This window comes from Microbacterium sp. CFH 31415, assembly GCF_022538185.1.
Taxonomy (GTDB): domain Bacteria; phylum Actinomycetota; class Actinomycetes; order Actinomycetales; family Microbacteriaceae; genus Microbacterium.
Genome location: NZ_JAKYXC010000006.1, coordinates 83,238 through 104,747, shown reverse-complemented (window position 1 = coordinate 104,747; position 21,510 = coordinate 83,238). Strand labels below are relative to the sequence as shown.

Genomic DNA, 21,510 nt, shown 5'->3' with positions numbered 1-21,510 from the left:
CCGGTTCGGCGGAACGCCCTCCATGCGCGGGAGGAGCACCACCCGCTCAGTGTCATCCGGGAGACCGCCGCACACAAGGGTGACACGCGCTCGATTGGCGCAATCGAGATCCATTGCGTATGCTTGACCCTCGGTAAGCGTGAGCCCCTCGGGTTCACCCGGCCCCATCGTTTAGCGGCCTAGGACGCCGCCCTTTCACGGCGGTAGCACGGGTTCGAATCCCGTTGGGGTCACATCCCGGAACACACAACTTAACAAGCATGGCCCTGTAGCGCAGTTGGTTAGCGTGCCGCCCTGTCACGGCGGAGGTCGCGGGTTCAAGTCCCGTCAGGGTCGCTCCGAGCGACGGGCCCTTTTTCGAGAGGGCCTTTCGTCTAGGACGCGGCAGGTCTTGAATGAGATACCACCGTGCGGCTCTGTAGCTCAGTTGGTAGAGCGTTCGACTGAAAATCGAAAGGTCACCGGATCGATGCCGGTCGGAGCCACAAGGGTGATCGTTACAGTCGCCCCAGGAACCCCCGCGTAGCTTCTACATCGCGGGGGTTTCGTCTTTCTCTGCGCGAGAGCCGCGGTCTCCGGCCGAACCGGACAAGGCCCGCGCGATCGCCCCGGCGAGAGCCGCGATCCCGAACCTCAGGAATTGCTGAAGATCGCTCGATCAGCGTGTCCCCCATATGGGGGACAGGGTAGATTCAAACCACTGCGAATCCCGGGCAATCTGGGGAGATGGCTTCTGGGGAGCCGGCCCGGGAATTCGCGGTGCCAAGGGGGAGGCGTGGTCCTCGCAGCCACGGGATTTTCCGCACAGCGATGCGGACGGCCTCCGGAGGAATTCCTCCGGAGGCCGTTGTCTTTCCGCTGAGCGTCAGCCCTCGCGCTCCGCGAGCATTCCCTGCATGCGTGCGATTTCGATGCCCTGGTCGGCCTCGACGTGGCGGGCGAACGTGTCGATCTCGGGTTCCTGGCCGCCGCCTGCGGCGTAGAGCTCCTGGACCATCTGGATCGCGCCTTGATGGTGCTTGATCATGAAGGTCAGGAAGAGGATGTCGAACTCCTCGCCTTCGGCGCTCTCGAGCTGAGCGATCTCGGCGTCCGTGAGCAGACCGGGCATCGAGTCCGCGGAGTGCGCGTGCGATGCATCCGGATCCCGCACCGGCTCACCCCGCTCCTGCAGCCACTTCTCCAGCACGGCCATCTCGTCGGTCTGGCTGATGTCCATCCGTTCGGCGAGGAGCCGGACGTCTTCGTCATCGCTGCGGTCCACCACGAAGCCGGTCATCTCGATGGCCTGGGAGTGGTGGTGGAGCATGTCGCGCACGAACAGCACGTCGTCCTCGCCGTAGGACGGACTGGTCAGCGCGGCGGCCTCGTCGGGCGACAGCGTCCGGTTCGGCTCACCCGGCCCGCCGAGCTGCACGACCGGGGTCGTGGGGAGCGGGGCGGCGCCTTCGGGCTCGGCGGTGCAGGCCGTCAGACCGGCGATCAGGAGCGCGGCGATTCCGAGTGATGCGAGCCGGATCGGCGGCGTCATATGGGAGACCTCTCATCGGGGGCGTGGCTCCATCATGCGGTCGAGACAACGCCAGCGGGAGCGTTCGAAACGAAAAGTTAACGATTTCGGTAGCGGTAACGCGCTTTTCGCCGATACGTTCCATTCATATAACTCCATATCCATGCAGTACGCGAAGTGCAATCGGCGCCTTTCTCGAATGGTGCGAAATGCACCTCGGCCTGAGCAACAAACTGACATATCGATGACGCAATGCTGATTTGGGAGGGCCTTACCCGCATGACGAAACGATCACTCCAGGGCTCGCACTGGAGAACCCGAGCGCTCGCCGCCGTCGGCGCGCTTACGCTCGGATTCTCGATGATGAGCGCGACCGCCGCCAGCGCCGACACACCCGAGACCGACCCCCGCGTGGGCCTGAGTGCGGGGCTTCACGACGCAGGACAGGCGGCGAGCAACATCGCTCTCCTGTCGGCGCAGCAGAAGACCGCGCCGTTCACGACGAACTCCGACCTCGCCTTCACCGGCGACTACGCCATCGCCGGCAACTACTACGGCTTCCAGATCTACGACGTCAGCGATCCCGCGGCGCCCGAGCTCGCCGGCACCTTCGTGTGTCCCGGTGGCCAGGGTGACGTCTCGGTCTACGGCGACCTGCTGTTCATGTCGGTCGAATCGGCACCCGGCCGCCTCGACTGCGGCACCACGAGCGTCGGCGCTACCGACCCGCAGAACTTCCGCGGGGTGCGCGTGTTCGACATCAGCGACATCCTGAACCCGGTGCAGGTCGCCGCGGTCCAGACGTGCCGCGGCTCGCACACCCACACGGTCGTCGAAGACCCCTCCGATTCCGAGAACGTCTACGTTTACGTCTCGGGCACCGGAGGCACGCGTACGACCACCACGGCGGTCGAGGGCGGCTGCTCCAACGTCAACGGCAACACCGTGGAGTCGCAGCTCGACGCGCAGGGTAATCCGATTCTGGGCTCGCGCTTCCTCGTCGAGGTCATCAAGGTGCCGCTCGCCGCTCCGGAGGACGCAGCGGTCATCAACAAGGCTCGCCTGTTCACGGATGCCGAGACCGGAAGCCCCGCGGGTCTCTGGCCGGGCGGCAGCCACGGCGAAGGCCTGCAGAGCACGTCGGCCACCGACGCGTGCCACGACATCACGGCATACCCCGAGATCGGTCTGGCCGCCGGCGCCTGTGAGGGCAACGGCATCCTGATCGACATCAGCGACGCGGCGAACCCGGTACGCATCGACGCCGTGACGGACCCGCGATTCGCGTACTGGCACTCGGCCACGTTCAACAACGACGGCACCAAGGTCGTCTTCACCGACGAGTGGGGCGGCGGCAGCGGTGCGCGTTGCCGTGCGACCGACCCGCTGAACTGGGGCGCCAACGCGATCTTCGACATCGTCGACGGCAAGCTCGAGTTCCGCAGCTACTACAAGATGCCCGCGCCGCAGACGGCACAGGAGAACTGCGTCGCCCACAACGGCTCGCTGATCCCGGTGCCCGGCCGCGACATCATGGTGCAGGCCTGGTACCAGGGCGGCCTCTCGGTGTTCGACTTCACCGACAGCGCCAACCCGGTCGAGATCGCGTTCTTCGACCGCGGTCCGAACAGCGCGACCAGCCTGGTCACCGGCGGCTACTGGTCGACGTACTGGTACAACGGCAACGTCTACGGCAACGAGATCGGCCGCGGCTTCGACAGCCTCGCACTCCAGCCGAGCGAGTTCCTGAGCGCCAACGAGATCACCGCCGCCGGCGAGTACCAGCTCGCCGAGTTCAACGCCCAGGCACAGCCGAAGTACGGCCACGCCCCCAGCTTCGCTGTGGTGCGCTCGTACATCGACCAGGCCGAGCGCGACGGCAGCCTGAGCGGCAAGGCTCTGACCGAGGTGCGCAAGCACGTCGACCAGGCCGAGAAGCTCGCCGCGGGACCGGCGAACCCTCGTGCCGTCAAGGCGCAGTTCGACAACGCCGTCCGCAAGGCCGGCGTCCCGGGCTCGGAGGTCGAGGCCGCGCTCGTCGCACTGGCCGGCACCTTCAGCTGATCGACCCGGGAGGCCGGCGCGCGCCGGCCTCCCACGGGGCTCGGCGGTCTTCGGACCGCCGGGCCCCTCTTCGTTCCGCACCCCCGGCGCCGGTGATCACGCCGCCGCCCTCGGCGCCGGTGGGCCAGGCGGCCGTTCGCGCGACCGTCCCGGCTCAGTCGAGGGTGACGTCGACCTGGATCTCGGCCGCGAGCCGCTCGATCTCGGCGGCCACGGCCGCGATGTCCACATCGGCCGGGGCGGCGGCGACGACGGTGGCCTCGAACAGCCTCCCGCCCGCCATCGCCGCATCGCGCGTCTCGGTGGTCATCCGGTCGATGCTCACCCCATGGGCGCTCAGCGCCGACGACAGCTCGCGCACGATGCCCGGGTGGTCGTTGCCCAGCACGTGCAGCACAAGATCCTGGTGCGGCGGGGGCGAAGCATCCGTCCCCGCCTGCACCGCGACGGTGTGGAGACCGTCCAGCCCTGCGAGCGCGGCGCGCAGGGCATCGGCGTTCTCGGCGGAGACGGACACCTCGACGATGCCCGCGAACGCCCCGGCGAGCTCGGCCAGCTGACTGTTCTCCCAGTTGCCGCCGTGCGCGGCGACGGCGTCGGCGACCGCGGCGACGATCCCGGAACGGTCGCTGCCGACCACGGTGAGCACGAGAGTTGTCATGGGCGACAGCGTAGCGACCACCCCGCTGCGGGGTCAGGCCCGCGGCTGCAGCTCGTCCGGCGCGGGGAAGGGAAGTCGGAACCGGTCGAGGTCGGCGCCGACAGCGGATGCCGCGCCGAACTCGTCGCCCACGACGGTGATGCCGCGGGCGCTCGCCTCCGAGATGCGCACCGGGCGCTCGGTGCCGTCGTGCAGGCGGAGCGTCCAGCGGTCGGCGAGATAGCCGATGCCCAGCGCCTCGAGCAGCTCCTCGGCCTCGAGCCACTCGACGGGCTCAGCCGTCCGCTCGCGGCCCAGCAGGTCGAAAACCCGGAAGCGCTCGCCATCGGCAGCCATCCACCCCAGCACCTCGCCGTCGGGCCGGCGGTGTTCGATCCAGGAGGTCGGCAGCACGGCCGCGAGCCTAGCAGCGGGTGAGCGCGACACCGGCCTCGTAGACTGCACAGGACGAGCGGGGCGAGGAGGTGCTGGTGCGAGTAGTCCACGTCGTGTGCTCGACGGGCTTCGCGGGCGTGGAGCGATACATCGTCACCGTGGCCGCAGGGCTTGCGAACCGAGGAGCGGATGTGACGGTCGTCGGCGGAAGCCGGAGCCACATGGTGCCGGCTCTCGAGGGCACGGGCGTGGCATGGCTCCCCGGCGACGACATGCGCCAAGCTCTGAGGTCCCTGCGGGCCACCGGTCACATGGACGTGCTGCACACGCATATGTCGCAAGCCGATCTCGTCGGCTGGATCGGCCGACGCGGTCGCAAGAGCACACGCCACGTGAGCACCCGCCACTTCGCGGGGTCTCGTGGGACCGGAACGTTGGCGCGCGCGGCGTTCGCTCCGATCGGCAGATCGCTCGATGCGGAGATCGCCATCTCGCGTTTCGTCGCCGAACACGTCGAGCGCCCCGCACAGGTCGTCTACTCCGGCGTCGAGGATCAGCCCAGCTCGACGGAGCGTGCGCCGTTCGTGCTCGCCGCGCAACGACTCGAACCCGAGAAGCACACGTCTGAAGTCATCGAAGCGTGGGCGCTGTCCGATGGCCCCGCAGCCGGGTGGATGCTGCGCATCGCAGGGGATGGCTCCGAGTGGGATCGCCTCCACGCCCTCACCCACGAACGCGGAGTCGCCGACTCCGTCGAGTTCCTGGGCCACCGGACGGACATCCCCGACCTCCTCAGTCGCGCAGCCGTGGTGATCGCCCCCACACCACGAGAGGGACTGGGAATCCTCGTTCTCGAGTCGATGGCGCACGCCACCCCCGTGGTGGCCGCTGCCGGCGGCGGGCATCTCGAATCCGTGGGCGTGGCCCAGCCCGACCTGCTCTACCCACCCGGTGACGCGCTGGCCGCCGCGCAGCTCCTGGACCGGCTGGTCGCCGACCCTGAGCTGCGCCTCACCTCCGGCGCCGCACTGCAGCGCCTGCAGCGTGAGCGCTTCACCATCGAGGCCCAGATCGCGGGAGTCCAAGCCGTCTACGATCGGCTGCTCGCGTGACCCGGGACCTCGTCGTCCTCTCGCTCGAAGCCTGGGACGACGTGTGGCGTCGCAATCAGTACCTGATCGACGGCCTGCTGCGCGCCGACCCGTCGCTGCGCGTGCTGTTCGTCGAGCCGTCGAACGACCTGCTCCACTCGGCGCTCTCCGGTCGCGGAGTCCAGCCCGGCCGCGGCCTTCGCCTCTCCGATCGCCACGCGGGGCGACTGCATCTCCTCCAGCCTGACAAGCTTCTCCCCCGCGTGGCGGGGCCCCTCGCCGACGCCCTCCTGCGACGGAGCGTGCTCCGCACCGCACGCCGTCTGGGGATGCGTGCTCCGGTGCTCTGGATCAACGATCCGGGTTGGGCGGGACTGTCCGCCGCGACCGGCTGGCCGACCGTGTACGACATGACGGACGACTGGCTGGCAGCGGACCGCCCCGCCCGGGAGCTGCGGCGCATCGCGCGGAACGAGGACCTGCTGATGGAGCGGAGCGCCGCCGTCGTGGTCTGCTCCGAAGGACTTCGCGACACTCGGCAGTCCCGACGGGAGGTCGTGCTCATCCCGAACGCCGTCGACGTCGTCCGCTACCGTGAGCCCACGCCGCGCCCCGACGATCTTCCGGCGCGCTCGGCTCTCTACGTCGGGACCCAGCATGAGGACCGCCTCGACGTCGACCTCGTGATTCAGACAGCGGATGCCGCGGCATCCGTCGGCGGATCCGTCGTGCTCATCGGACCCTGCGCCCTCTCGGAAGCGAACTCCTCGCGGTTGGCCGCCCATCCGGCGGTGGCGATGCTCGGCCCGCGCCCCTTCGAGGCGGTGCCCTCCTACCTGCAGCACGCCGCCGCGCTGATCGTGCCGCACGTGGTCACCGGCTTCACCGACAGCCTCGACCCGATCAAGCTGTACGAATACCTCGCCGTGGGGCGACCGATCATCAGCACCCCAGTCGCCGGATTCCGATCGCTCAGCGCGGAGACCCTCACGATCGCGTCAGCCGGCGGATTCCCCGGCGCGGTGATCACCGCGCTCGGCGAGCACCGGCCGACCGCCCTCGTCTCGGGTGTGCCCGACTGGGAGGACCGGGTCGTGGCCTACGCGGAGCTGCTCGAACCGCTCTGGAGCCGCTGAGGCCGAGTCAGTACGCGCCTTCGGCCTTGAACACCGTCCCGACGGTCTTGAGCAGGATCAGCATGTCACCGGTGACCGACCAGTTCTCGACGTAGCGCAGGTCCAGGCGAACGCTCTCCTCCCACGACAGGTGGGAACGTCCGCTGATCTGCCACGGTCCGGTGATGCCGGGCCGGATGTACAGCCGGCGGTAGGTGTCGTTCTCGTACAGGCTCGTCTCGCGCGGCAGCGGGGGGCGCGGTCCGACGATGCTCATGTCCCCTAGCAGGACGTTCGCGAACTGAGGAAGCTCGTCGATGGAGAACTTCCGCAGGAATGTGCCGACGCGGGTGACCCGCGGGTCGCGCTTCATCTTGAACAGCGGGCCGGAGCCCTCATTGAGCTCCGACACGGTGTGGAGCATGTTCTCGGCGTCGACATGCATGGAGCGGAACTTCAGCATCGGGAAGGTCTCGCCGTCACGACCGACGCGCGGCTGGACGAAGAAGACCGGCCCCTTGCTCTCGAGCTTGATGGCCAGTGCCACGAACGGAGTCACGATGGCGACGAACACGAGCGCGATCGAGGCGACGGCGATGTCGAACGCCCTCTTGGCGAGGTGGCGGCCACCTTCGAACGTCGGGATCTCGACCTGGATCAGCGGCAGTCCTTCGACGGGGCGAAGGGACATCCGCGGTCCTGCGACATCCACGAGCGGGCTGGAGAGCGACAGTTCGGCTGCGGCCCCCTCCAGCTGCCAGGTCAGGCGCTTGATGTACCCGCGGTCGCCTTCGGGGATGCTCGCCAGGATGACGGAGTCGGCACCGAGCGAAGCGGCGTGAGTCGCGACGTCGTCGATCGAACCGACCGAGACGTAACGCTGCCCGTCGACCATGATCTCGGTGTGCGGCTGATCGAGGATGACGCCCACGACCTTGTAGGCGTGAAGGCCGTCGGTCTGCAGGCTGTCGATGACGTACTCGACGTCGTAGCGGTTGCCGACGACCAATGCGCGCGAGACGAAGTGGCCCGCCACCCGCTGGCGCTGAAGCCAGCGGCGGGAAGTCCAGCGGGTGGCGAGGATTGCGGCAGTGCCGAGGGGCAGCGCGATGAGCAGCTGCGTGCGGATTCCCTGGGACTGCATGATGACGAAGGCGATGGCCGCGACACCGAACGCCATGCCGGTGGCGTGCAGGACGCGTCGATATTCGATGCCCTGACCGATCACGCGCGGTGAACGCGTCTGGAAGAGGGCCAGGAAGAGCAGCCAGACGGCGGCGGTCAGGACGAAGACGCGCCCGTACTGCCAGGGGGCGTCGGTCAGGTCGACCTGGGCGATGGCGGCGATCTGGATCCACGCCGCGACACCCGTCGAACCGATCACGACCGCGGTGTCGGCGAGGCGCAGGCGCCGGCGGTAGGCGCGCTCCCAGCGGTGCCTGTTCTCCAGGGTCGCGTTCGACGTCGGCGCGACGGCGGCGGACACTCTTGCGGTGGTCTGCGCGGGCGGCGCAGAAATCTGCACGGACGGCGTCGCCAAAGGACGGCGTGTCCCCAACAGCTGACGCTCGAAAGCGGTCGTCACGACGTGGCCCTCCCCAGGTGGGCACAAAAAGCCGCGCGACCCCCCGGCCGCACGTACTATCCCCAGTCACCCGCGATCCCACACCGCGAGCCAAGCACTCCTGCTGGAAGTGCTGTCAGATCCTCACCTTCCCAAGAGGAGGATCGCCAGCAGAAGATACATAGCGCACTCTATCGGCATCCGGCCCAGGAGTGTGAGAGTTATCTCACGATTTCTGCAGGATTCGCCACCGACGGGCGCGATCCGCAGAATCGAGGGTCACTGCGACCACCGTTGCCCTGCGCGCGCCTGGCTAGCATGAGTTGATGCGCGTCGCGATGTCGTCCTATGCCTTCAACAACGAGGGGGGCATCGAGCGCGCGTCCTATGAGCTGGCGCTCCGCATGGCGGACCGCATCGATCTGACCCTGGTGTCGGCGAAGATCGACCCTCTTCCCCAGCCCCCGCTGCGGTGGCACCGAGTGCCGATGGCACCCTCGCCCGGGTTCGCCCTCCCTGTCACCTACTCGGCTGCGGCGAGCCGAAGCATCCGCGCCCTCGACGTCGACATCGTCCACAACCAGGGCGGCTGCGCGACCCGGGTGCAGGACGTCATCACCGCGCACAGCTGCCACCGGGCGTGGTGGGAGATGAAGTTCCGCAACGGTGAGGCGCTGCGCGCCATCGCCAACCCCTTCCATCACGCGGTGCTGCAGGTCGAGCAGCGCAACTACCGCCCCGGCCGGTTCCGTCGCGCGATCGCGGTGTCGCCGAGCGTCGCCCGGGAGCTGACCCAGTACTACGGCGCCGACCCCGGACGCATCACCGTGATCCCGAACGCCGTCGACGTGCGGCGCTTCCAGCCGGCCGACGCCCCCGCGATCCGTGCGAAGGTGCGCGCTCGCCACGGCTACGGCGACGACGAAGTGGTGCTGCTGTTCGTCGGCAAGGAATTCCGCCGTAAGGGACTGGCAGCGGTCATCGACGCGCTGCCGCTCCTGCCGCCGGCCGCGCGCCTGCTCGTGGTCGGCGGCGACGACCCCCGGCCGTTCCGTGCCCAGGCTGCCGCGCTGGGCGTGGGCGACCGGATCGTCTTCACGGGGCACTCGCCGGTCGTCGAGGAGTACTTCCAGGCGGGCGATGTCTTCGTGTTCCCGACGATCTACGAGGCGTTCGGCCTGGTCATGCTCGAGGCGGCGGCAGCGGGCCTCCCCGTCGTCGCCACCCCGCTCGGGGTCGCCGAGGAGATGATCGAGAACGGGCGCAACGGCGCCCTGATCGAGCGCGACGGGGCATCGATCGCCGCGGCCGTCGCACCGCTCGTCGCCGACCGCGACCTGCGCCGGCGCATGGGCGAAGAAGCGCGAGCGGATGCCTCGGCCTACACCTCGTGGGAAGCGGTGGCGCAGCGCACGCTCGACGTGTACGCCGAGGTCGCCGAGGAGAAGCTTCGCACCCGATCCGCCGCCTGACCGGACGGATCAGCCGATGCGGTCGGCGTACGCGACCGGACCCTCGACGAAGATCGCGCGGCGGCGTCGGGCGGCCTCGCGGTGGGCGCCTCGCCCGACCCACGCGCGCACGGTCGCCCCTGTGATGACGCCCGCGCGGAACACCTGCCAGCCCAGGGCTCCGAAGTGCTTGCGCTGGTACTTCTCGTTGCTCGCGAAGAACAGTGCCTCGCGACGGGTGCCGTCTCCGCCCGTCCCCGCGCCCACGTGCGTCGCGGTCACCGGCGCCACAGCGATGTTCCACCCCGCGTCGCGCGCCCGCTTCTGCCAGTCGACCTCCTCGGCGTAGAGGAAGAACTGCTCGTCGAACAGGCCGATCTGCGCGATCGCCTCGGCCCGCAGCAGCAGCACCGACCCGATCGCGAATCCCTTGGCCCTGTCGAACCGTCCGAGGCCGAGCGCGTCGATCCACGCCCGGAGCGGGCTGGGGAACGGCCACCACACTCGCACGGTCTCGCCGCTGGACGGCTCAGTCTGGGTTGCGCCCACCGCCGCGAGCGAGGGCGTGGCTTGGAGGGCCGCGTGCATCGCGGAGATGCCCTCCGCCGAGATGCGCGCGTCGGGATTGAGCAGAAGGACGTCGTCGGATGCGAGCCCGCGATCGGCGAGAGACCTGAGCGCGACGTTCACCCCGGCGCCGAACCCGAGATTCGCGCCCGGGTCGATGTACACCGCGCCGCGGCGCTCGGCGAGCGCTCTGGTCTCGGCGGCGGAGGAGTTGTCGACGATCGTCACGCCGAAGCCGGCGCCGATGCCTTCGAGGGCGCCCTCGAGCAGATCGGGATCGCCGTAGGCGATCGCGACGACCTGCGGCGGACGCCCGGCGCCGGCATCGCGACGAGGGGCGACGCTCCGATACAGGGCGGCGTGCTGCTCGGCGACCCGTTGCCACGTGAACTCTGTCGCGCGGGCGAGGCCCCGCTCGCGCAAGCCCGACCACCGGGACGGCTCGAGCGCTTCGTCGAGTCCGGCGGCGAGCGCCTCGGGGTCACCCGCCTCGACCAGCACGCCCGCGTCGGCGACGACATCGGGGATCGCACCGGAGCGGCTGGCGACGACCGGCACTCCAGAGGCCATCGCCTCGACCGCGACCCGGCAGAACTGCTCGAGCCACCCCGGCCAGGGAATCGACGGCACGGCGATCGCATCGAGCCGCCGATAGCGGTCGGCGAGCTCGGCGCCCTGTGCGAACCCGAGGAACGTGACGCGGTCCGAGATGCCGAGGCGGGCGGCGAGCGCCACGAGCTCGGCGCGCTGGCTGCCGTCCCCGCTGATCTCGATGCGCCAGTGAGGACGGGATGCCGCAGCCTCGAGCAGGTGCGCGACGCCCTTGTACGGCTCGACCCGGCCGATGTACCCGATGACGGGCGCGGGTCGCGGTGAGGACGTGTCGGCCGGGCTGAAGCGCTCGGTGCCGACACCGAGGGGGATGAGCTCGGCCGGCCCGCGAAGACCTTTGCGTCGAAGGATCTCGCCCGCCTCCCGATTGCACACGTAGGCACCTGCCGCGCCGCGGAGCGCGGCCGATTCGAACCACCGAAACGGGATCGGGTAGCGCTTCTCGATGTTCTGGGCCGAGTACAGCACGTACGGGGCCTTCAGCCGCAGAATCCGGCGCAGCAGCAGCACCTCGGCCGCGGCGAGCGAGAAGGGCTCCTCATGCAGGTCGATCAGGTCGGGTCGTCCGCGCAGCAGCCGCCAGATCGGACGGGGGTCGTAGAGGAAGGCGTTCGGGTGGGTGCCGATCGTGCGGGCGCCGACCACGAACGAGTCGCCGTCCGCCGCGAGCGCGACGGTCCGCCCGCCCTCGTTCCAGCGCTCGGCCGAGACCAGTCGCACGTCCATGCCCCGCTCTCGCAGGCTTCGTTCTCGATCCCGCCACGCCGACACGACAGCGTGATGAGCGACGCGCAGCACCCTCATCCAGCCCCTCCCGGTCCGACTCTAGCCATGACGATCACGACAGGTACTTCTCGGCGACGTACTCCGCGATCGCCATCGAGGAGGTCGCCGCCGGCGAAGGAGCGTTGCGCAGCACGGTGACGGCGCCGACCTGGTCGACGGCGAAGTCGTCCAGCAGGCTTCCGTCGCGGCCCCATGCCTGTGCACGGACTCCGGCGGGGGCGCGACGCGAGAGGTCCGACATCTTCAGCTCCGGAACGAAGCGGCGGGCCTTCCGGTAGTAGAGCGCTTTGAGCAGCGATGCGGAGATCTCATCGACGCCCATGCGCCAGTGCTGACGGACGAGCGGCAGGGCACCCGGCCAGCGGAGGGACTCCCAGGTGTCCTTCGGCGAGATTCGCAGCCATCCGTATCCCTCGCGGGCCAGCGCCGGCACCGCGTTGGGTCCGACGTGCACGCCGTCGTAGACGCCTCGGGTGAAGTGGACGCCGAGGAACGGGAAGCGCGGATCCGGCACGGGGTAGATCATGCCCCGCACGAGCTTGGCGCTCTCGGGTGTCATGTCCCAGTACTCGCCCCGCATCGGCAGGATCTTGGGGGCGGCATCGGCGCCGACGAAGCGCGCAACGACATCCGAGTGGAGCCCCGCACACACCACGACCCGCTCGAATCGGTCCTCGGTCGCCGCGGTGACCACGCGGACCCGCCCGTTCTCGGAGGTCATCGCGGTCACCTCATGCGCGAGGAGGATGCGTCCGCCCGCCGCGCGCACGTCCTGGGCCATCGCCTCGGTGATCGCCGAGTAATCGACGGCAGCCGTGCGCGGCGAGTGTACGGCCGCTATGCCGGCGACGTGGGGCTCGATCTCGCGAAGGCCTGCGGGGTCGTCGATACGCGCAAGGTCGGGGACCCCGTTCTCGATGGAGCGCCGCTCGATCTCGGCGAGCGCGTGGAGCTCGGACTCGTCGACGGCAACGACGAGCTTGCCCACCTCCCGGAACGGCAAGCCCTTCTCCTCGCAGAATTCGCGGAGCTGCACCCTGCCCGCAGCGCACAGCATCGCCTTCAGCGATCCGGGCTTGTAGTAGAGCCCGGCGTGGACGACGCCTGAGTTCCGTCCTGTCTGGTGCTGGGCCAGCCGGGACTCCTTCTCGAAGACCGTCACCTCGCTGCCGCGGCCGGCGAGCAGTCGCGCGAGCGCGATCCCCACGATGCCGCCCCCGACGACACCGACGCGCTCTGTCACCGGTCGAACTCCCTCATCCTCGCCGGATTCCCGCCTCGACGGACACGGGCCCGCGCCCTTCCCCTGTCAGCCTAGCGACGCCCCCGGTGAGCGCGGTCGCGCACAGCCGCGGCTGACGGAGAAGAAAGGAGGGGCTACAGTATCAGCATCCACCTGCGGTCGGCGCCAGCCGATCCCCCAAGCCGCATGGGAAGGCCCCCAACTCTACGAAGGGATCGCCCGATGCGGACGCAATCCGAACTCTCCTCCCCGAGGAGGGCACGCTCGTTCATCCTGCCTGCGGTCGTGTCCGCCGTGGTGCTCATACCAAACCTCGTGGTGATCGCTCTCGGCGTCGAGGACTTCCCGTTCACGACCGCGCCCATGTTCGCCCACTACGTCGGGCCCGACTCCGAGCTGTACGCGCTGCGCCTCGAGGTCGTCAAAGACGGCACGGCCGAGCCCTTTCCGATCGAGGAGACGAATCTCAACCCGATCGAGTTCCAGCGGCAGCTGGCATCGTGGTACTACCGGCCCCTCGCAGACAATGCGCCGTTCCGTGACCTGAGCGGCGAGGCATCGAGTCCCGAGGGCTTCACGTCGGTGATGTCCGGGTACTTCGGCGCGTTGACGAGCTTTCTGCGTGACCAGCGCGGAATCGAGTACGACTCTGTCGGCCTGTATGTCGACATCGTGGACAGCTCGGGCACCCTGATCGAATCCAAGCCCGTGGGGACATACGACACATCCACCCAGACGTACACGCAGACGTACGAGGTGTCGCGATGACGACTGAGACACCGGCACCGGAGACACGACTGACGCGAGCCCTCTCCCTGGTGTGGATCGGTCGGCTGAGCTGGATGCGGATCGCGCTCGCCCTCGCCTTCGGGGAGCGCACACTCGCCCTGATCGGAACCTGGCACGTCGGCGTCCCGCGCAACGGCGGCCACGGCTGGGTGATGAGCGTCGTCCCCGAGTCGGTGACCCAGCTCCTTGTGAGCCATCCGAATCGCGTGGCGGCGGTCGTCGTCGTCCTCATCGTGCTGAGCGTCATCGGGCTGGGGACACGCCCCGCGCTGTTCCTGCTGGTGCTCATCGGCCTTATCGCGCGCGCGATGTCGTGGAACAACGGGATCTTCGACCACGAGTCCTCGCTCACCACGCAGGTGCTGTTCGTGCTCGTGTTCGCTCCCGGCACCAACTCGGTCTCGGTGGAGCACCTCATCCGGTGGTGGCGGGGTGGACGGAGGGATCTCCTGGCGTCGCTGACGACCCCGTATCGGCAATGGGGTGTGTACCTCATCCTGGCGCTGCTCGCCGTCACCTACACGGCATCCGGGCTGTCGAAGCTCCGCTTCGGCGGACTTCAATGGCTCAACGGCGAGACGCTCGGGTTCTACCTGCGAGGCGTCACGGCCACAGAGACCGTGTACTCGGTCGGCGGAGGCCCGCCCACGTGGCGCGACGACCTCGGGCTGCAGATGTACACCTTCGCCAACCCGAGGTTCGGTCACTACGAGCCGGCGGTCCTGGCCAACCTGGTCGACTGGATGGCGCACACGCCGGCCGTTTCAGCGGCGTTCTCCATCGCAACCGTCCTGCTGGAGTTGGCCGGCTTCCTGCTCTTCGTGCCGAGGCTGCGCAGCGCCCTGCTCGTCGGATACATCTGCATGCACTCCACGATCGGCTTCCTCATGGGCCTGCCGTTCTACGAGTACCAGATCGTCTGCCTCCTCCTCATCGAGTGGGAGCGGATCATTCCCTTCCTCACGCGACTCGCGCAGAGAAGGCGAGCCACCGATCACCCCGACGCCGAACCTGCGCCCTCGCCTGCTCCACTCGACGAGGCGGGAGCTCCTCGCCCGTGAGAGGACGCAGGGATGGATGACGCGGTCGTCATCGGCAGCGGCCCCAACGGAATGGCCGCTGCCGTCACCCTGGCCCGCGCGGGGCTGAGCGTGCGCGTGCTCGAGAAGGAGGACTCCATCGGGGGAGCTGCGCGCACCCTTCCGCTCACGCTGAGTGGGTTCCGGCATGATGTCGGAGCGGCGATCCACCCGCTCGCGCTGGCCTCGCCGTTCTTCCGTGCTTTCGAACTCGACCGCCGAATCCAGCTCACCGTCCCCGACGTCTCATATGCGCAGCCGCTGGCGGGAGCGGCCGGCGCAGCCGCTTACCGCTCGCTCGGACGCACAGCCGCTGAGCTCGGCCGGGACGGATCCGCCTGGGTGCGCCTGTTCGGTCCTCTGGTTCGCCACATCGACTCCGTGACCGATTTCACCGCAAACCAGATGCTGCGACTGCCCAGATCGCCGGTCACCGCCGCTCGTTTCGGTCTGCGCGCGCTCGAGCAGGGGAGTCCACTCTGGAACGTCCGCTTCCGTGAAGCCCGTGCCCCGGCCCTGCTCACGGGCGTCATCGGTCACAGCATCGGCCGTATCCCCAGCCTGGCGTCTGCCGCCGTCGGCCTCGTGCTCGCCGCGCACGGGCATGCCCGGGGATGGCCGGTACCGATCGGCGGCTCCCAGGCGATCATCGACGCCATGGCCGACGACCTCGTGGCGCACGGCGGCGTCATCGAGACCGGGGTGGAGGTAACCGATCTGCGAGAACTGGCAGGGGCCCGCATCGTCATCGCGGACACATCGGCGCGCGCACTGGCCCGGATCGGCCGATCGGTCCTGCCCCGCCGATATGCGCGCCGGCTCGACCGATTGAAGTACGGCGACGGGGTCGCGAAGGTCGACTTCGCACTCTCGGGACCCGTGCCGTGGGCGTACGAACCCGCTCGGCGAAGTCCCACCGTGCACCTGGGCGGCACGCGATGGGAGATCCGGGCAGCCGAAGCCGCCGTGGCATCGGGAGTCACGGCCGAAGCCCCCTACGTGCTGGTCAGCCAGCCCACGATCGTCGATCCCAGCCGGGCGCCCGCCGGGCGCCACGTGCTCTGGGCATACATACACGTGCCGCACGGTTCGGCACACGATCCGACCGCCGACGTCATGCGGATGGTCGAGTCGGCAGCGCCCGGCTTTCGCGACCTCGTGCTCGCCAGCAACGCTTACACGGCGCATCAGCTCGAACGGCTGGACCCGAACCTGGTGGGGGGTGACATCTCCGCCGGCGCCATCACCCTGCCCCAGCTGATCGCGCGTCCCCGCCTCTCGCCTCATCCGTGGCGCACACCCGTTCGCGGTGTCTACCTCGGCTCGTCGTCCACTCCCCCGGCGAGCGGTGTGCACGGGCTGAGCGGGTTCTATGCCGCGCGACTCGCCTTGCGCGACATCTGCGACCTCGCGACGCCCGATCTACGGCTCCGATGACCTCTCCGCGGTCTTGACTGCCGGCGGCGTCTGCGTCCCGGCCTCGGCGGGCTTCCCGGCATCCGCCGGCTCGGTGCCGGAGTCAGATGTGCTCGGTCGCCGCCGTGGAAGATGCAGCCACGGCGGCTGCTCGTAGAGGAACACCGCCCGTCTGGTCAGTCGGTGGATCACGAGGGCGACGGTGATCGTGAAAGCGGTGAGCAGCGGTACGAGGAATGGCTCGATCACCGATGGGATGCCCGCGAGCGACGCAATCAGGAGCCAGCCTGCGGCGAGCGGGTACCATTGAAGCAGATACACGTAGAGTGTGCGCGATCCTAGCCAGAACAGCCAGTCGAATGCTGCCCACCGGGCAAGGAGGATGGCCACGCTGCAGCCCGCGACGACTGCGAGAACGCTCAGCAGGAACCAGACGGCCAGATGCTGCGCGGACCCGGATTCGGTCCCGAGCCACCCCAGCTTGCGGACGGCGACGACCAGCGCAGCGTACACGGCGGGAGCGATCAAGGTGTGCCACGCACGCAGCCGCGGCGCGAGCTGGCGCAGTCGCGGGCCGAACTCCACCGCCAGCAGGAAAAAGAAGAAGTACTTCCCGACTTTGCCCCACGAGCTGGCGGGGTCGACGATGAGCCCCGACTCGCAGAGCATCGTGAGGACGAAGGCCAGCCCGAGCTGCACGGCAAGGGGCAGCTTCCTCACGAACCATCCGACGAAGAAGTACAAGGCGATGGCGAAGATGAACCACGTCGCGCCGTTGGGCCCGCCGGCGTCCAGCAGCAGATCAGTGGCCTGCGACGGCAGGTCAACGGCGTGGAAGACGCCCCACACGATGAGGACACCGGTCAGGATCGACCAGAGCACGTAGAGCCATGTGAACTTCAGGACCCGCAGATCGACCACATCGCGCAAACGCATCGATAGCACCCGAGAGGCGAAGATCCCCGCCGTGAAGAAGAACAACGGCATACGGAACGACTCGAGGACGACCGACCAGTCACCCCAGCGCCAGGTGTGCGCGTCGGTGACCACCGGAAAGGTCGCATGGAGGAAGACGACCAAGATGATCGCGATCCCCTTCGCGATGTCGATCCAACGCTCGCGCGGCTTGTCTGAGGGCATGCGTAGACCCCCGCTCCCCATCTGCAGATCCCCAGTCGCGGGCGAGGCCCGAGACTCTGCGCTGGGCAGTCTACCCCCGAACAGCCGGATGCCGACAGGGAATCATTTCGGGCGGATGCCGGCCTCGACGGCCACCGGTCCGCGACGGAACAGCGCCATCCGCGCCCTCGCGGCGCGGCCCCGCTCACCGCGGAAGACGAGAACCCGCGGAACCCCGCCGATGACGATCGACCACCGGCTGAGCTGCCAGCCGAGCCAGCCGTGGTGCTTGCGAAGAAATCGCTCGAGCCCCGCCTGCAGGAATACCTCACGGCGGTCGAGGTCAGTGCTCGTGCCCGCACCCACGTGCATCGCGGTGACGTCCTCGACCGCGATGTTGCGCCACCCTGCCCTCATTGCCCGGTACTGCCAGTCCGCCTCTTCGGCATAAAGGAAGAAGTCCTCGTCGAATCCGCCGACGGCCTCGAGCGCTGCGGCATTCATCAGCAGCACCGAGCCGATCACGTACCGCGGCTCGCTCTTCACGAGACGGCCCAGCTTCACCGCGTCGGCCAGAAACTGCGCCGGCTTCGGGTACGGCCAGGTGACCTGCTGGTGACTGCCGTCGGCATAGACCTGCGCCGGGCCGACCGTCGCTATCATCGGCTGCGCGTGAAGGGCCTGGTGCAGACGGGAGATCACTTCGGGGCTGACGACGGCATCGGGGTTGAGCAGCAGCACATCGGAACCGGGCAGGCGCCGACGGGCCAGCGCGTGGTTGACGCCGCCGCCGAATCCGAGGTTGGCCCCGGTGTCCCAGTAGGCCGCACCGGCTTCGCGAGCGATCCGTTCGATCTCGGGCATCGAGGAGTTGTCCACCACCGTCACCGCGAAGTCGCGGACGGGGGCGAGCGCCTCGCGGATCAGGTCGGGCGCGCCGTAGGCGACGACGACGATCTCGACTCCGGCTTCGAGCCCGTCGACCATCGCATCCCCCATCGCGCACGGCGCCTCCCTGGCCTGCGCGGTCCAGCCTAGGGGAGCGCGCGCCCCACGCCCGCGATCCCCCATGATGGAATCAGCGTCCAGGGACGCGGTGGGCTGAGGGAGGGGAGCGAGAGATGGCTTCGCCCGATCGGCCTGCCGCAAGCGTCATCATCCCCGCCTACAACGCCGCCGACTTCCTCGCTCAGCAGCTCGGTGCGCTCTCCGACCAGCACGACGCGCCGTCTTTCGAGGTTCTGGTGTGCGACAACGGCTCCACCGACGGAACACCCGCGATCGTGCAGGACTTCACGCCCAGACTCGCGGGGCTGAGGCTGGTCGACGCGTCGGCGCGCCGTGGCGCGTCGGCTGCGCGGAACATCGGGGCGGATGCCGCAGGGAGCTCCCGGCTCCTGTTCTGCGACGCCGACGACGTCGTCGGGCAGACGTGGGTGCGCTCGCTGTACGACGCGCTGGGCGCCGCGGTGTTCGTCGCCGGCGCCGTCGAACACAGACTGCTCAATCCGGGGCGGGAGTGGGACTTCGGCTGGAACGAGCCTCTGTTCTCCGATCCGGGACTGCCGCAGTTCCCCGCCTGCGGCTCGGGCAACATGGGAGTACGCCGCGAGGTCTTCGATGAAGTCGGCGGCTTCGACGAATCGCTCCGTGCGGGCGAGGATCTCGACTTCTCCTGGCGCGTGCAGCTGGCCGGGCATCAGCTTGTCGGCGTCCCGTCGGCGATCATCCACTATCGCAAGCGGGGAGGGCTGCGCGCGGCAGTTCGCCAGGGCCGCGCCAAGGGCGAGGGCACCCGGATTCTCGCGGAGAGGTTCGCGCTCGTGCGTGAGGCGTACGCGCACGAAGCCCGTCCGGCTGCCGCCGGCGCGTCCGTGACCGATCCCATGCCTGTCCCTTCGGCCGACGCGAGACGGCCCCGCTGGGCGGCCGCGGCGGACCGGCTTCGGAGGGTGCCGCGCAAGGTGGCCGAGATCGCGCGAAACCCGGCCGCGATCACTCCTTACGTGGCCGCGCTCGCGTTCGCGTGGGGATACCGCACCGCACGAGTCGACCAGGTGACGCACGTATCGGTCCCCGACCCGCTTCCGCCGGCGGCGCGCATCCTCTGACCGGCCGCCGAGGTGCGCGCGAGCCTCGCGCTACGATCACCGGGTGACACCTGACGATCCTCCCGGCGGTGCTGTTCCGGCTGTCAGTGTCATCATCCCGGCGTACAACGCCTCTGCGACCATCGGCCGGCAGTTGGCGGCGCTGTCGCGCCAGAGGGTCGACGCCGCCTGGGAAGTGATCGTCAGCGACAACGGCTCGACCGACCGCACCGCCGATATCGCCCGCGAGTGGGCCGATCGACTGCCGTTGCGCGTCGTCGACGCGTCAGAGCGACGCGGCCCCGCTGCGGCACGGAATGCGGGCGCGGATGCCGCCCGCGCGCCCCTCTTCGCCTTCTGCGATGCCGACGACGAGGTGACCGATGAGTGGCTCGCCCATCTGCTCCGCGCGCTCGCGGAGGCTGAGGTCGTCGTCGCGTGCGCGCGCGTCGAGTCGCCGTACTCTACGCCCGAACGCCCCCTCTACGACCTCGTGACGACACTGCGGATGCCCTTCCTTCCCGAGCTGGCGTTCGGGAGCAGCTCGCGGCTCGCTCTGCGCGCCGAAGCGTTCGCCGCCGTCGGGGGCTTCGACGAGTCGCTGCGCACCGGTGAAGACGTCGACCTGTCGTGGCGGCTGCAGCTCGCCGGATATCACCTCAACGATTCCCCCGACGCGCTCATCGTCCATCATCATCGGGACGGCTTCGCTGCGACGGTGCGTCAGTTCGCCGGCTACCAGCGCGGAAGGCGCCAATTGCGGCACCGCTACGCCCGTGTGATCGAGGAGTTCGACACCGCGCGCGGGAGCGCACCTGCGGCCGGCTGGGAAACGGGGGTGGTGAGCGCGGCCCAGCCTGCCGTGCAGCCGCCCCCCTCCCGCATGGGGCGCGTGATGCTCTATCTGAGAGACGGTCAGGAGCGCAGTCAGTTCACGCGCCGTACGGTGCGATCGCTGCGCCTTCGCGCCGCCGTCTCACTCGGTCTCTTCCTCGGGCGGGTTGTCGGCCGGGTGGACACATCGGAGCCGCAGGTGGAGGCATCCCTCGCCCGTCGCTATCTCGAGCGGGAGCGGCCGTTCGCGGCGCCCGCGGAGTAGTCATCTGGCGGGCAGGCGCCAGGTCCACTCCTCCCAGCGGTCGTACCGACCGCGCAGGAGCGCGTCGAACACCCGCGGCGAGTCGACGCGCGTGACGAACGTGCGGGCGACCGTCCCCGGCACCCTCGTCTGTTCCGCCTGCGCGTAGATCACGTCGTAGCCCAGTTCCTGCGCGGCCTGGTGGGCGTCGGCGGGCCAGTTGCGCGACTGCCCCCAGGGGATGGCGAAGCTGGTGGTGCGAATGCCGGTGCGCTTCGCGATGAGTTCCTCCGCGTCGCCGATCTCGTGCAGCGCGCGCTCCTTGTCGATGCGCGAGAAGTCGGGGTGTGTGGCGGAGTGGTTTCCGATGTCTGCTCCGAGCTCGGCGAGACGGCTCACGTCGGCCCAGCTCAACGCATCGCCCCCGAGACCGTCCTCCGACCAGCCCGAGACGACGAAGACCGAAAAGGGGATGCCGTAGGAAGCGAGGATGGGAGCGGCTGTCGTGAGGATGCTGCGAGGACCGTCGTCGAACGTGATGCTGAGATCGCGAGGCCCCCCGCCCGTGCGCGCCAGCTGGGCGGCCGGAACGAAACGATAGCCCGCATCGAGCGCAGACTCGATCTGGCGGTGGAAGCGACGCACGCCCACGTCGTTGATGCCCCACCGCGGCTGTCCGACCGAGTGATAACACAGGATGCGGCCGCCCGCGCGAGGGGTGTCCCGGCCGAAGCTCGCCAAGGTGTGTCGGTCGATGAAGAGTCGCGCGGCCTCCACGCCGCCCTTCGCAGCCGCCGCGCCGGCCGCGAGGCGGGCGCGGATCCCCAGTCCGAATCGGATCTCCACCGTCGCACTCTAACCGAGCCGGCTGGGGTGGCCCGGCGCCCCCTACTATGGACC

18 protein-coding genes and 3 tRNA genes are annotated in these 21,510 nt (G+C 69.2%); 12 read left to right on the top strand and 9 right to left on the bottom strand.

Annotated features, from left to right (window positions below; all coding sequences use genetic code 11):
• Nucleotides 1–160: 160 nt before the first annotated feature.
• The 3 genes from MK786_RS08525 to MK786_RS08515 all read left to right on the top strand — a co-directional run bounded on the left by MK786_RS08525 (nucleotide 161) and on the right by MK786_RS08515 (nucleotide 485).
• Nucleotides 161–233, top strand: a tRNA-Glu gene (locus MK786_RS08525).
• A gap of 29 nt (nucleotides 234–262) precedes the next feature.
• A tRNA-Asp gene (locus tag MK786_RS08520) sits at nucleotides 263–336 on the top strand.
• Nucleotides 337–412: 76 nt separating this feature from the next.
• A tRNA-Phe gene (locus tag MK786_RS08515) sits at nucleotides 413–485 on the top strand.
• Nucleotides 486–865: 380 nt separating this feature from the next.
• Here the strand turns inward: MK786_RS08515 and MK786_RS08510 are convergent.
• Nucleotides 866–1,531, bottom strand: a complete 666-nt coding sequence (locus MK786_RS08510) for a DUF305 domain-containing protein (RefSeq protein WP_241111799.1) — start codon at nucleotides 1,529–1,531, stop codon at nucleotides 866–868.
• Between the two features lie 342 nt (nucleotides 1,532–1,873).
• On the opposite strand from MK786_RS08510, the gene MK786_RS08505 reads away from it, so the two are divergent.
• Complete coding sequence (locus tag MK786_RS08505) at nucleotides 1,874–3,574, top strand: hypothetical protein (protein ID WP_241111798.1); 1,701 nt, start codon at nucleotides 1,874–1,876, stop codon at nucleotides 3,572–3,574.
• Between the two features lie 154 nt (nucleotides 3,575–3,728).
• Here MK786_RS08505 and MK786_RS08500 read toward each other — a convergent pair whose 3' ends face one another.
• On the bottom strand, nucleotides 3,729–4,235 hold the full coding sequence (locus tag MK786_RS08500) for a glycine cleavage system protein R (protein ID WP_241111797.1): 507 nt from the start codon (nucleotides 4,233–4,235) through the stop codon (nucleotides 3,729–3,731).
• 33 nt (nucleotides 4,236–4,268) lie between these two features.
• Nucleotides 4,269–4,628, bottom strand: a complete 360-nt coding sequence (locus MK786_RS08495; protein WP_241111796.1) for a hypothetical protein — start codon at nucleotides 4,626–4,628, stop codon at nucleotides 4,269–4,271.
• A 77-nt stretch (nucleotides 4,629–4,705) separates the two neighbouring features.
• Between MK786_RS08495 and MK786_RS08490 the strand changes: the two genes are divergently transcribed.
• Both MK786_RS08490 and MK786_RS16440 read left to right on the top strand, forming a co-directional pair.
• Entirely contained in the window at nucleotides 4,706–5,722 is a 1,017-nt protein-coding gene (locus MK786_RS08490) for a glycosyltransferase family 4 protein (RefSeq protein ID WP_241111795.1), read from the top strand.
• Nucleotides 5,719–6,837 carry a glycosyltransferase gene (locus tag MK786_RS16440; RefSeq protein ID WP_241111794.1) on the top strand — a complete coding sequence of 373 codons (1,119 nt, stop codon included), beginning with the start codon at nucleotides 5,719–5,721 and terminating at the stop codon, nucleotides 6,835–6,837. The genes MK786_RS08490 and MK786_RS16440 overlap by 4 nt, the downstream gene beginning before the upstream one ends.
• Before the next feature lie 7 nt (nucleotides 6,838–6,844).
• Here MK786_RS16440 and MK786_RS08480 read toward each other — a convergent pair whose 3' ends face one another.
• Complete coding sequence (locus MK786_RS08480; protein WP_241111793.1) at nucleotides 6,845–8,302, bottom strand: sugar transferase; 1,458 nt, start codon at nucleotides 8,300–8,302, stop codon at nucleotides 6,845–6,847.
• A 404-nt stretch (nucleotides 8,303–8,706) separates the two neighbouring features.
• Here MK786_RS08480 and MK786_RS08475 point away from each other — a divergent pair, with 404 nt between their 5' ends.
• Entirely contained in the window at nucleotides 8,707–9,852 is a 1,146-nt protein-coding gene (locus MK786_RS08475; protein WP_241111792.1) for a glycosyltransferase family 4 protein, read from the top strand.
• A 9-nt stretch (nucleotides 9,853–9,861) separates the two neighbouring features.
• Here MK786_RS08475 and MK786_RS08470 read toward each other — a convergent pair whose 3' ends face one another.
• The gene (locus tag MK786_RS08470; RefSeq protein ID WP_241111791.1) at nucleotides 9,862–11,736 is read right to left on the bottom strand and encodes a glycosyltransferase; all 1,875 of its coding nucleotides are present in this window, start codon (nucleotides 11,734–11,736) and stop codon (nucleotides 9,862–9,864) included.
• 112 nt (nucleotides 11,737–11,848) lie between these two features.
• Nucleotides 11,849–13,039: an L-2-hydroxyglutarate oxidase gene (lhgO, locus tag MK786_RS08465; protein ID WP_241111790.1), complete on the bottom strand. Its 1,191-nt coding sequence runs from the start codon at nucleotides 13,037–13,039 to the stop codon at nucleotides 11,849–11,851.
• A 222-nt stretch (nucleotides 13,040–13,261) separates the two neighbouring features.
• Between lhgO and MK786_RS08460 the strand changes: the two genes are divergently transcribed.
• The 3 genes from MK786_RS08460 to MK786_RS08450 are packed head-to-tail and all read left to right on the top strand — an operon-like array spanning nucleotide 13,262 to nucleotide 16,344.
• On the top strand, nucleotides 13,262–13,807 hold the full coding sequence (locus MK786_RS08460; RefSeq protein WP_241111789.1) for a hypothetical protein: 546 nt from the start codon (nucleotides 13,262–13,264) through the stop codon (nucleotides 13,805–13,807).
• Nucleotides 13,804–14,889: a hypothetical protein gene (locus MK786_RS08455; RefSeq protein ID WP_241111788.1), complete on the top strand. Its 1,086-nt coding sequence runs from the start codon at nucleotides 13,804–13,806 to the stop codon at nucleotides 14,887–14,889. Before MK786_RS08460 ends, MK786_RS08455 begins: the two co-directional genes overlap by 4 nt.
• Before the next feature lie 12 nt (nucleotides 14,890–14,901).
• Nucleotides 14,902–16,344, top strand: a complete 1,443-nt coding sequence (locus tag MK786_RS08450; protein WP_241111787.1) for an NAD(P)/FAD-dependent oxidoreductase — start codon at nucleotides 14,902–14,904, stop codon at nucleotides 16,342–16,344.
• Here MK786_RS08450 and MK786_RS08445 read toward each other — a convergent pair.
• Together MK786_RS08445 and MK786_RS08440 are read right to left on the bottom strand one after the other, a co-directional pair.
• Nucleotides 16,330–17,463, bottom strand: a complete 1,134-nt coding sequence (locus MK786_RS08445; protein ID WP_241111786.1) for an acyltransferase family protein — start codon at nucleotides 17,461–17,463, stop codon at nucleotides 16,330–16,332. The two genes, MK786_RS08450 and MK786_RS08445, sit on opposite strands and share 15 nt — an antisense overlap.
• Before the next feature lie 102 nt (nucleotides 17,464–17,565).
• Nucleotides 17,566–18,441 (bottom strand): glycosyltransferase family 2 protein, encoded by an 876-nt coding sequence (locus MK786_RS08440; protein ID WP_241111785.1) that lies wholly within the window; start codon nucleotides 18,439–18,441, stop codon nucleotides 17,566–17,568.
• 122 nt (nucleotides 18,442–18,563) lie between these two features.
• Between MK786_RS08440 and MK786_RS08435 the strand changes: the two genes are divergently transcribed.
• On the top strand, nucleotides 18,564–19,553 hold the full coding sequence (locus MK786_RS08435; protein WP_241111784.1) for a glycosyltransferase family 2 protein: 990 nt from the start codon (nucleotides 18,564–18,566) through the stop codon (nucleotides 19,551–19,553).
• A gap of 43 nt (nucleotides 19,554–19,596) precedes the next feature.
• Nucleotides 19,597–20,631, top strand: coding sequence for a glycosyltransferase family 2 protein (locus MK786_RS08430; protein ID WP_241111783.1), 1,035 nt, complete (start codon nucleotides 19,597–19,599; stop codon nucleotides 20,629–20,631).
• On the opposite strand, the gene MK786_RS08425 is transcribed toward MK786_RS08430, so the two are convergent.
• Nucleotides 20,632–21,456 carry a polysaccharide deacetylase family protein gene (locus MK786_RS08425; RefSeq protein WP_241111782.1) on the bottom strand — a complete coding sequence of 275 codons (825 nt, stop codon included), beginning with the start codon at nucleotides 21,454–21,456 and terminating at the stop codon, nucleotides 20,632–20,634.
• Nucleotides 21,457–21,510: the final 54 nt, after the last annotated feature.

Bases quoted from the DNA above. Each gene is read 5' to 3' on its own strand.
- MK786_RS08470 (WP_241111791.1), bottom strand. From the start codon at position 11,736: ATGGACGTGCGACTGGTCTCGGCCGAGCGCTGGAACGAGGGCGGGCGG.
- MK786_RS08510 (WP_241111799.1), bottom strand. From the start codon at position 1,531: ATGACGCCGCCGATCCGGCTCGCATCACTCGGAATCGCCGCGCTCCTG.
- MK786_RS08505 (WP_241111798.1), top strand. From the start codon at position 1,874: ATGAGCGCGACCGCCGCCAGCGCCGACACACCCGAGACCGACCCCCGC.
- MK786_RS08455 (WP_241111788.1), top strand. From the start codon at position 13,804: ATGACGACTGAGACACCGGCACCGGAGACACGACTGACGCGAGCCCTC.
- MK786_RS08445 (WP_241111786.1), bottom strand. From the start codon at position 17,463: ATGCCCTCAGACAAGCCGCGCGAGCGTTGGATCGACATCGCGAAGGGG.
- MK786_RS08475 (WP_241111792.1), top strand. From the start codon at position 8,707: ATGCGCGTCGCGATGTCGTCCTATGCCTTCAACAACGAGGGGGGCATC.
- MK786_RS08460 (WP_241111789.1), top strand. From the start codon at position 13,262: ATGCGGACGCAATCCGAACTCTCCTCCCCGAGGAGGGCACGCTCGTTC.
- MK786_RS08450 (WP_241111787.1), top strand. From the start codon at position 14,902: ATGGATGACGCGGTCGTCATCGGCAGCGGCCCCAACGGAATGGCCGCT.
- MK786_RS08435 (WP_241111784.1), top strand. From the start codon at position 18,564: ATGGCTTCGCCCGATCGGCCTGCCGCAAGCGTCATCATCCCCGCCTAC.
- MK786_RS08500 (WP_241111797.1), bottom strand. From the start codon at position 4,235: ATGACAACTCTCGTGCTCACCGTGGTCGGCAGCGACCGTTCCGGGATC.
- MK786_RS08440 (WP_241111785.1), bottom strand. From the start codon at position 18,441: ATGGGGGATGCGATGGTCGACGGGCTCGAAGCCGGAGTCGAGATCGTC.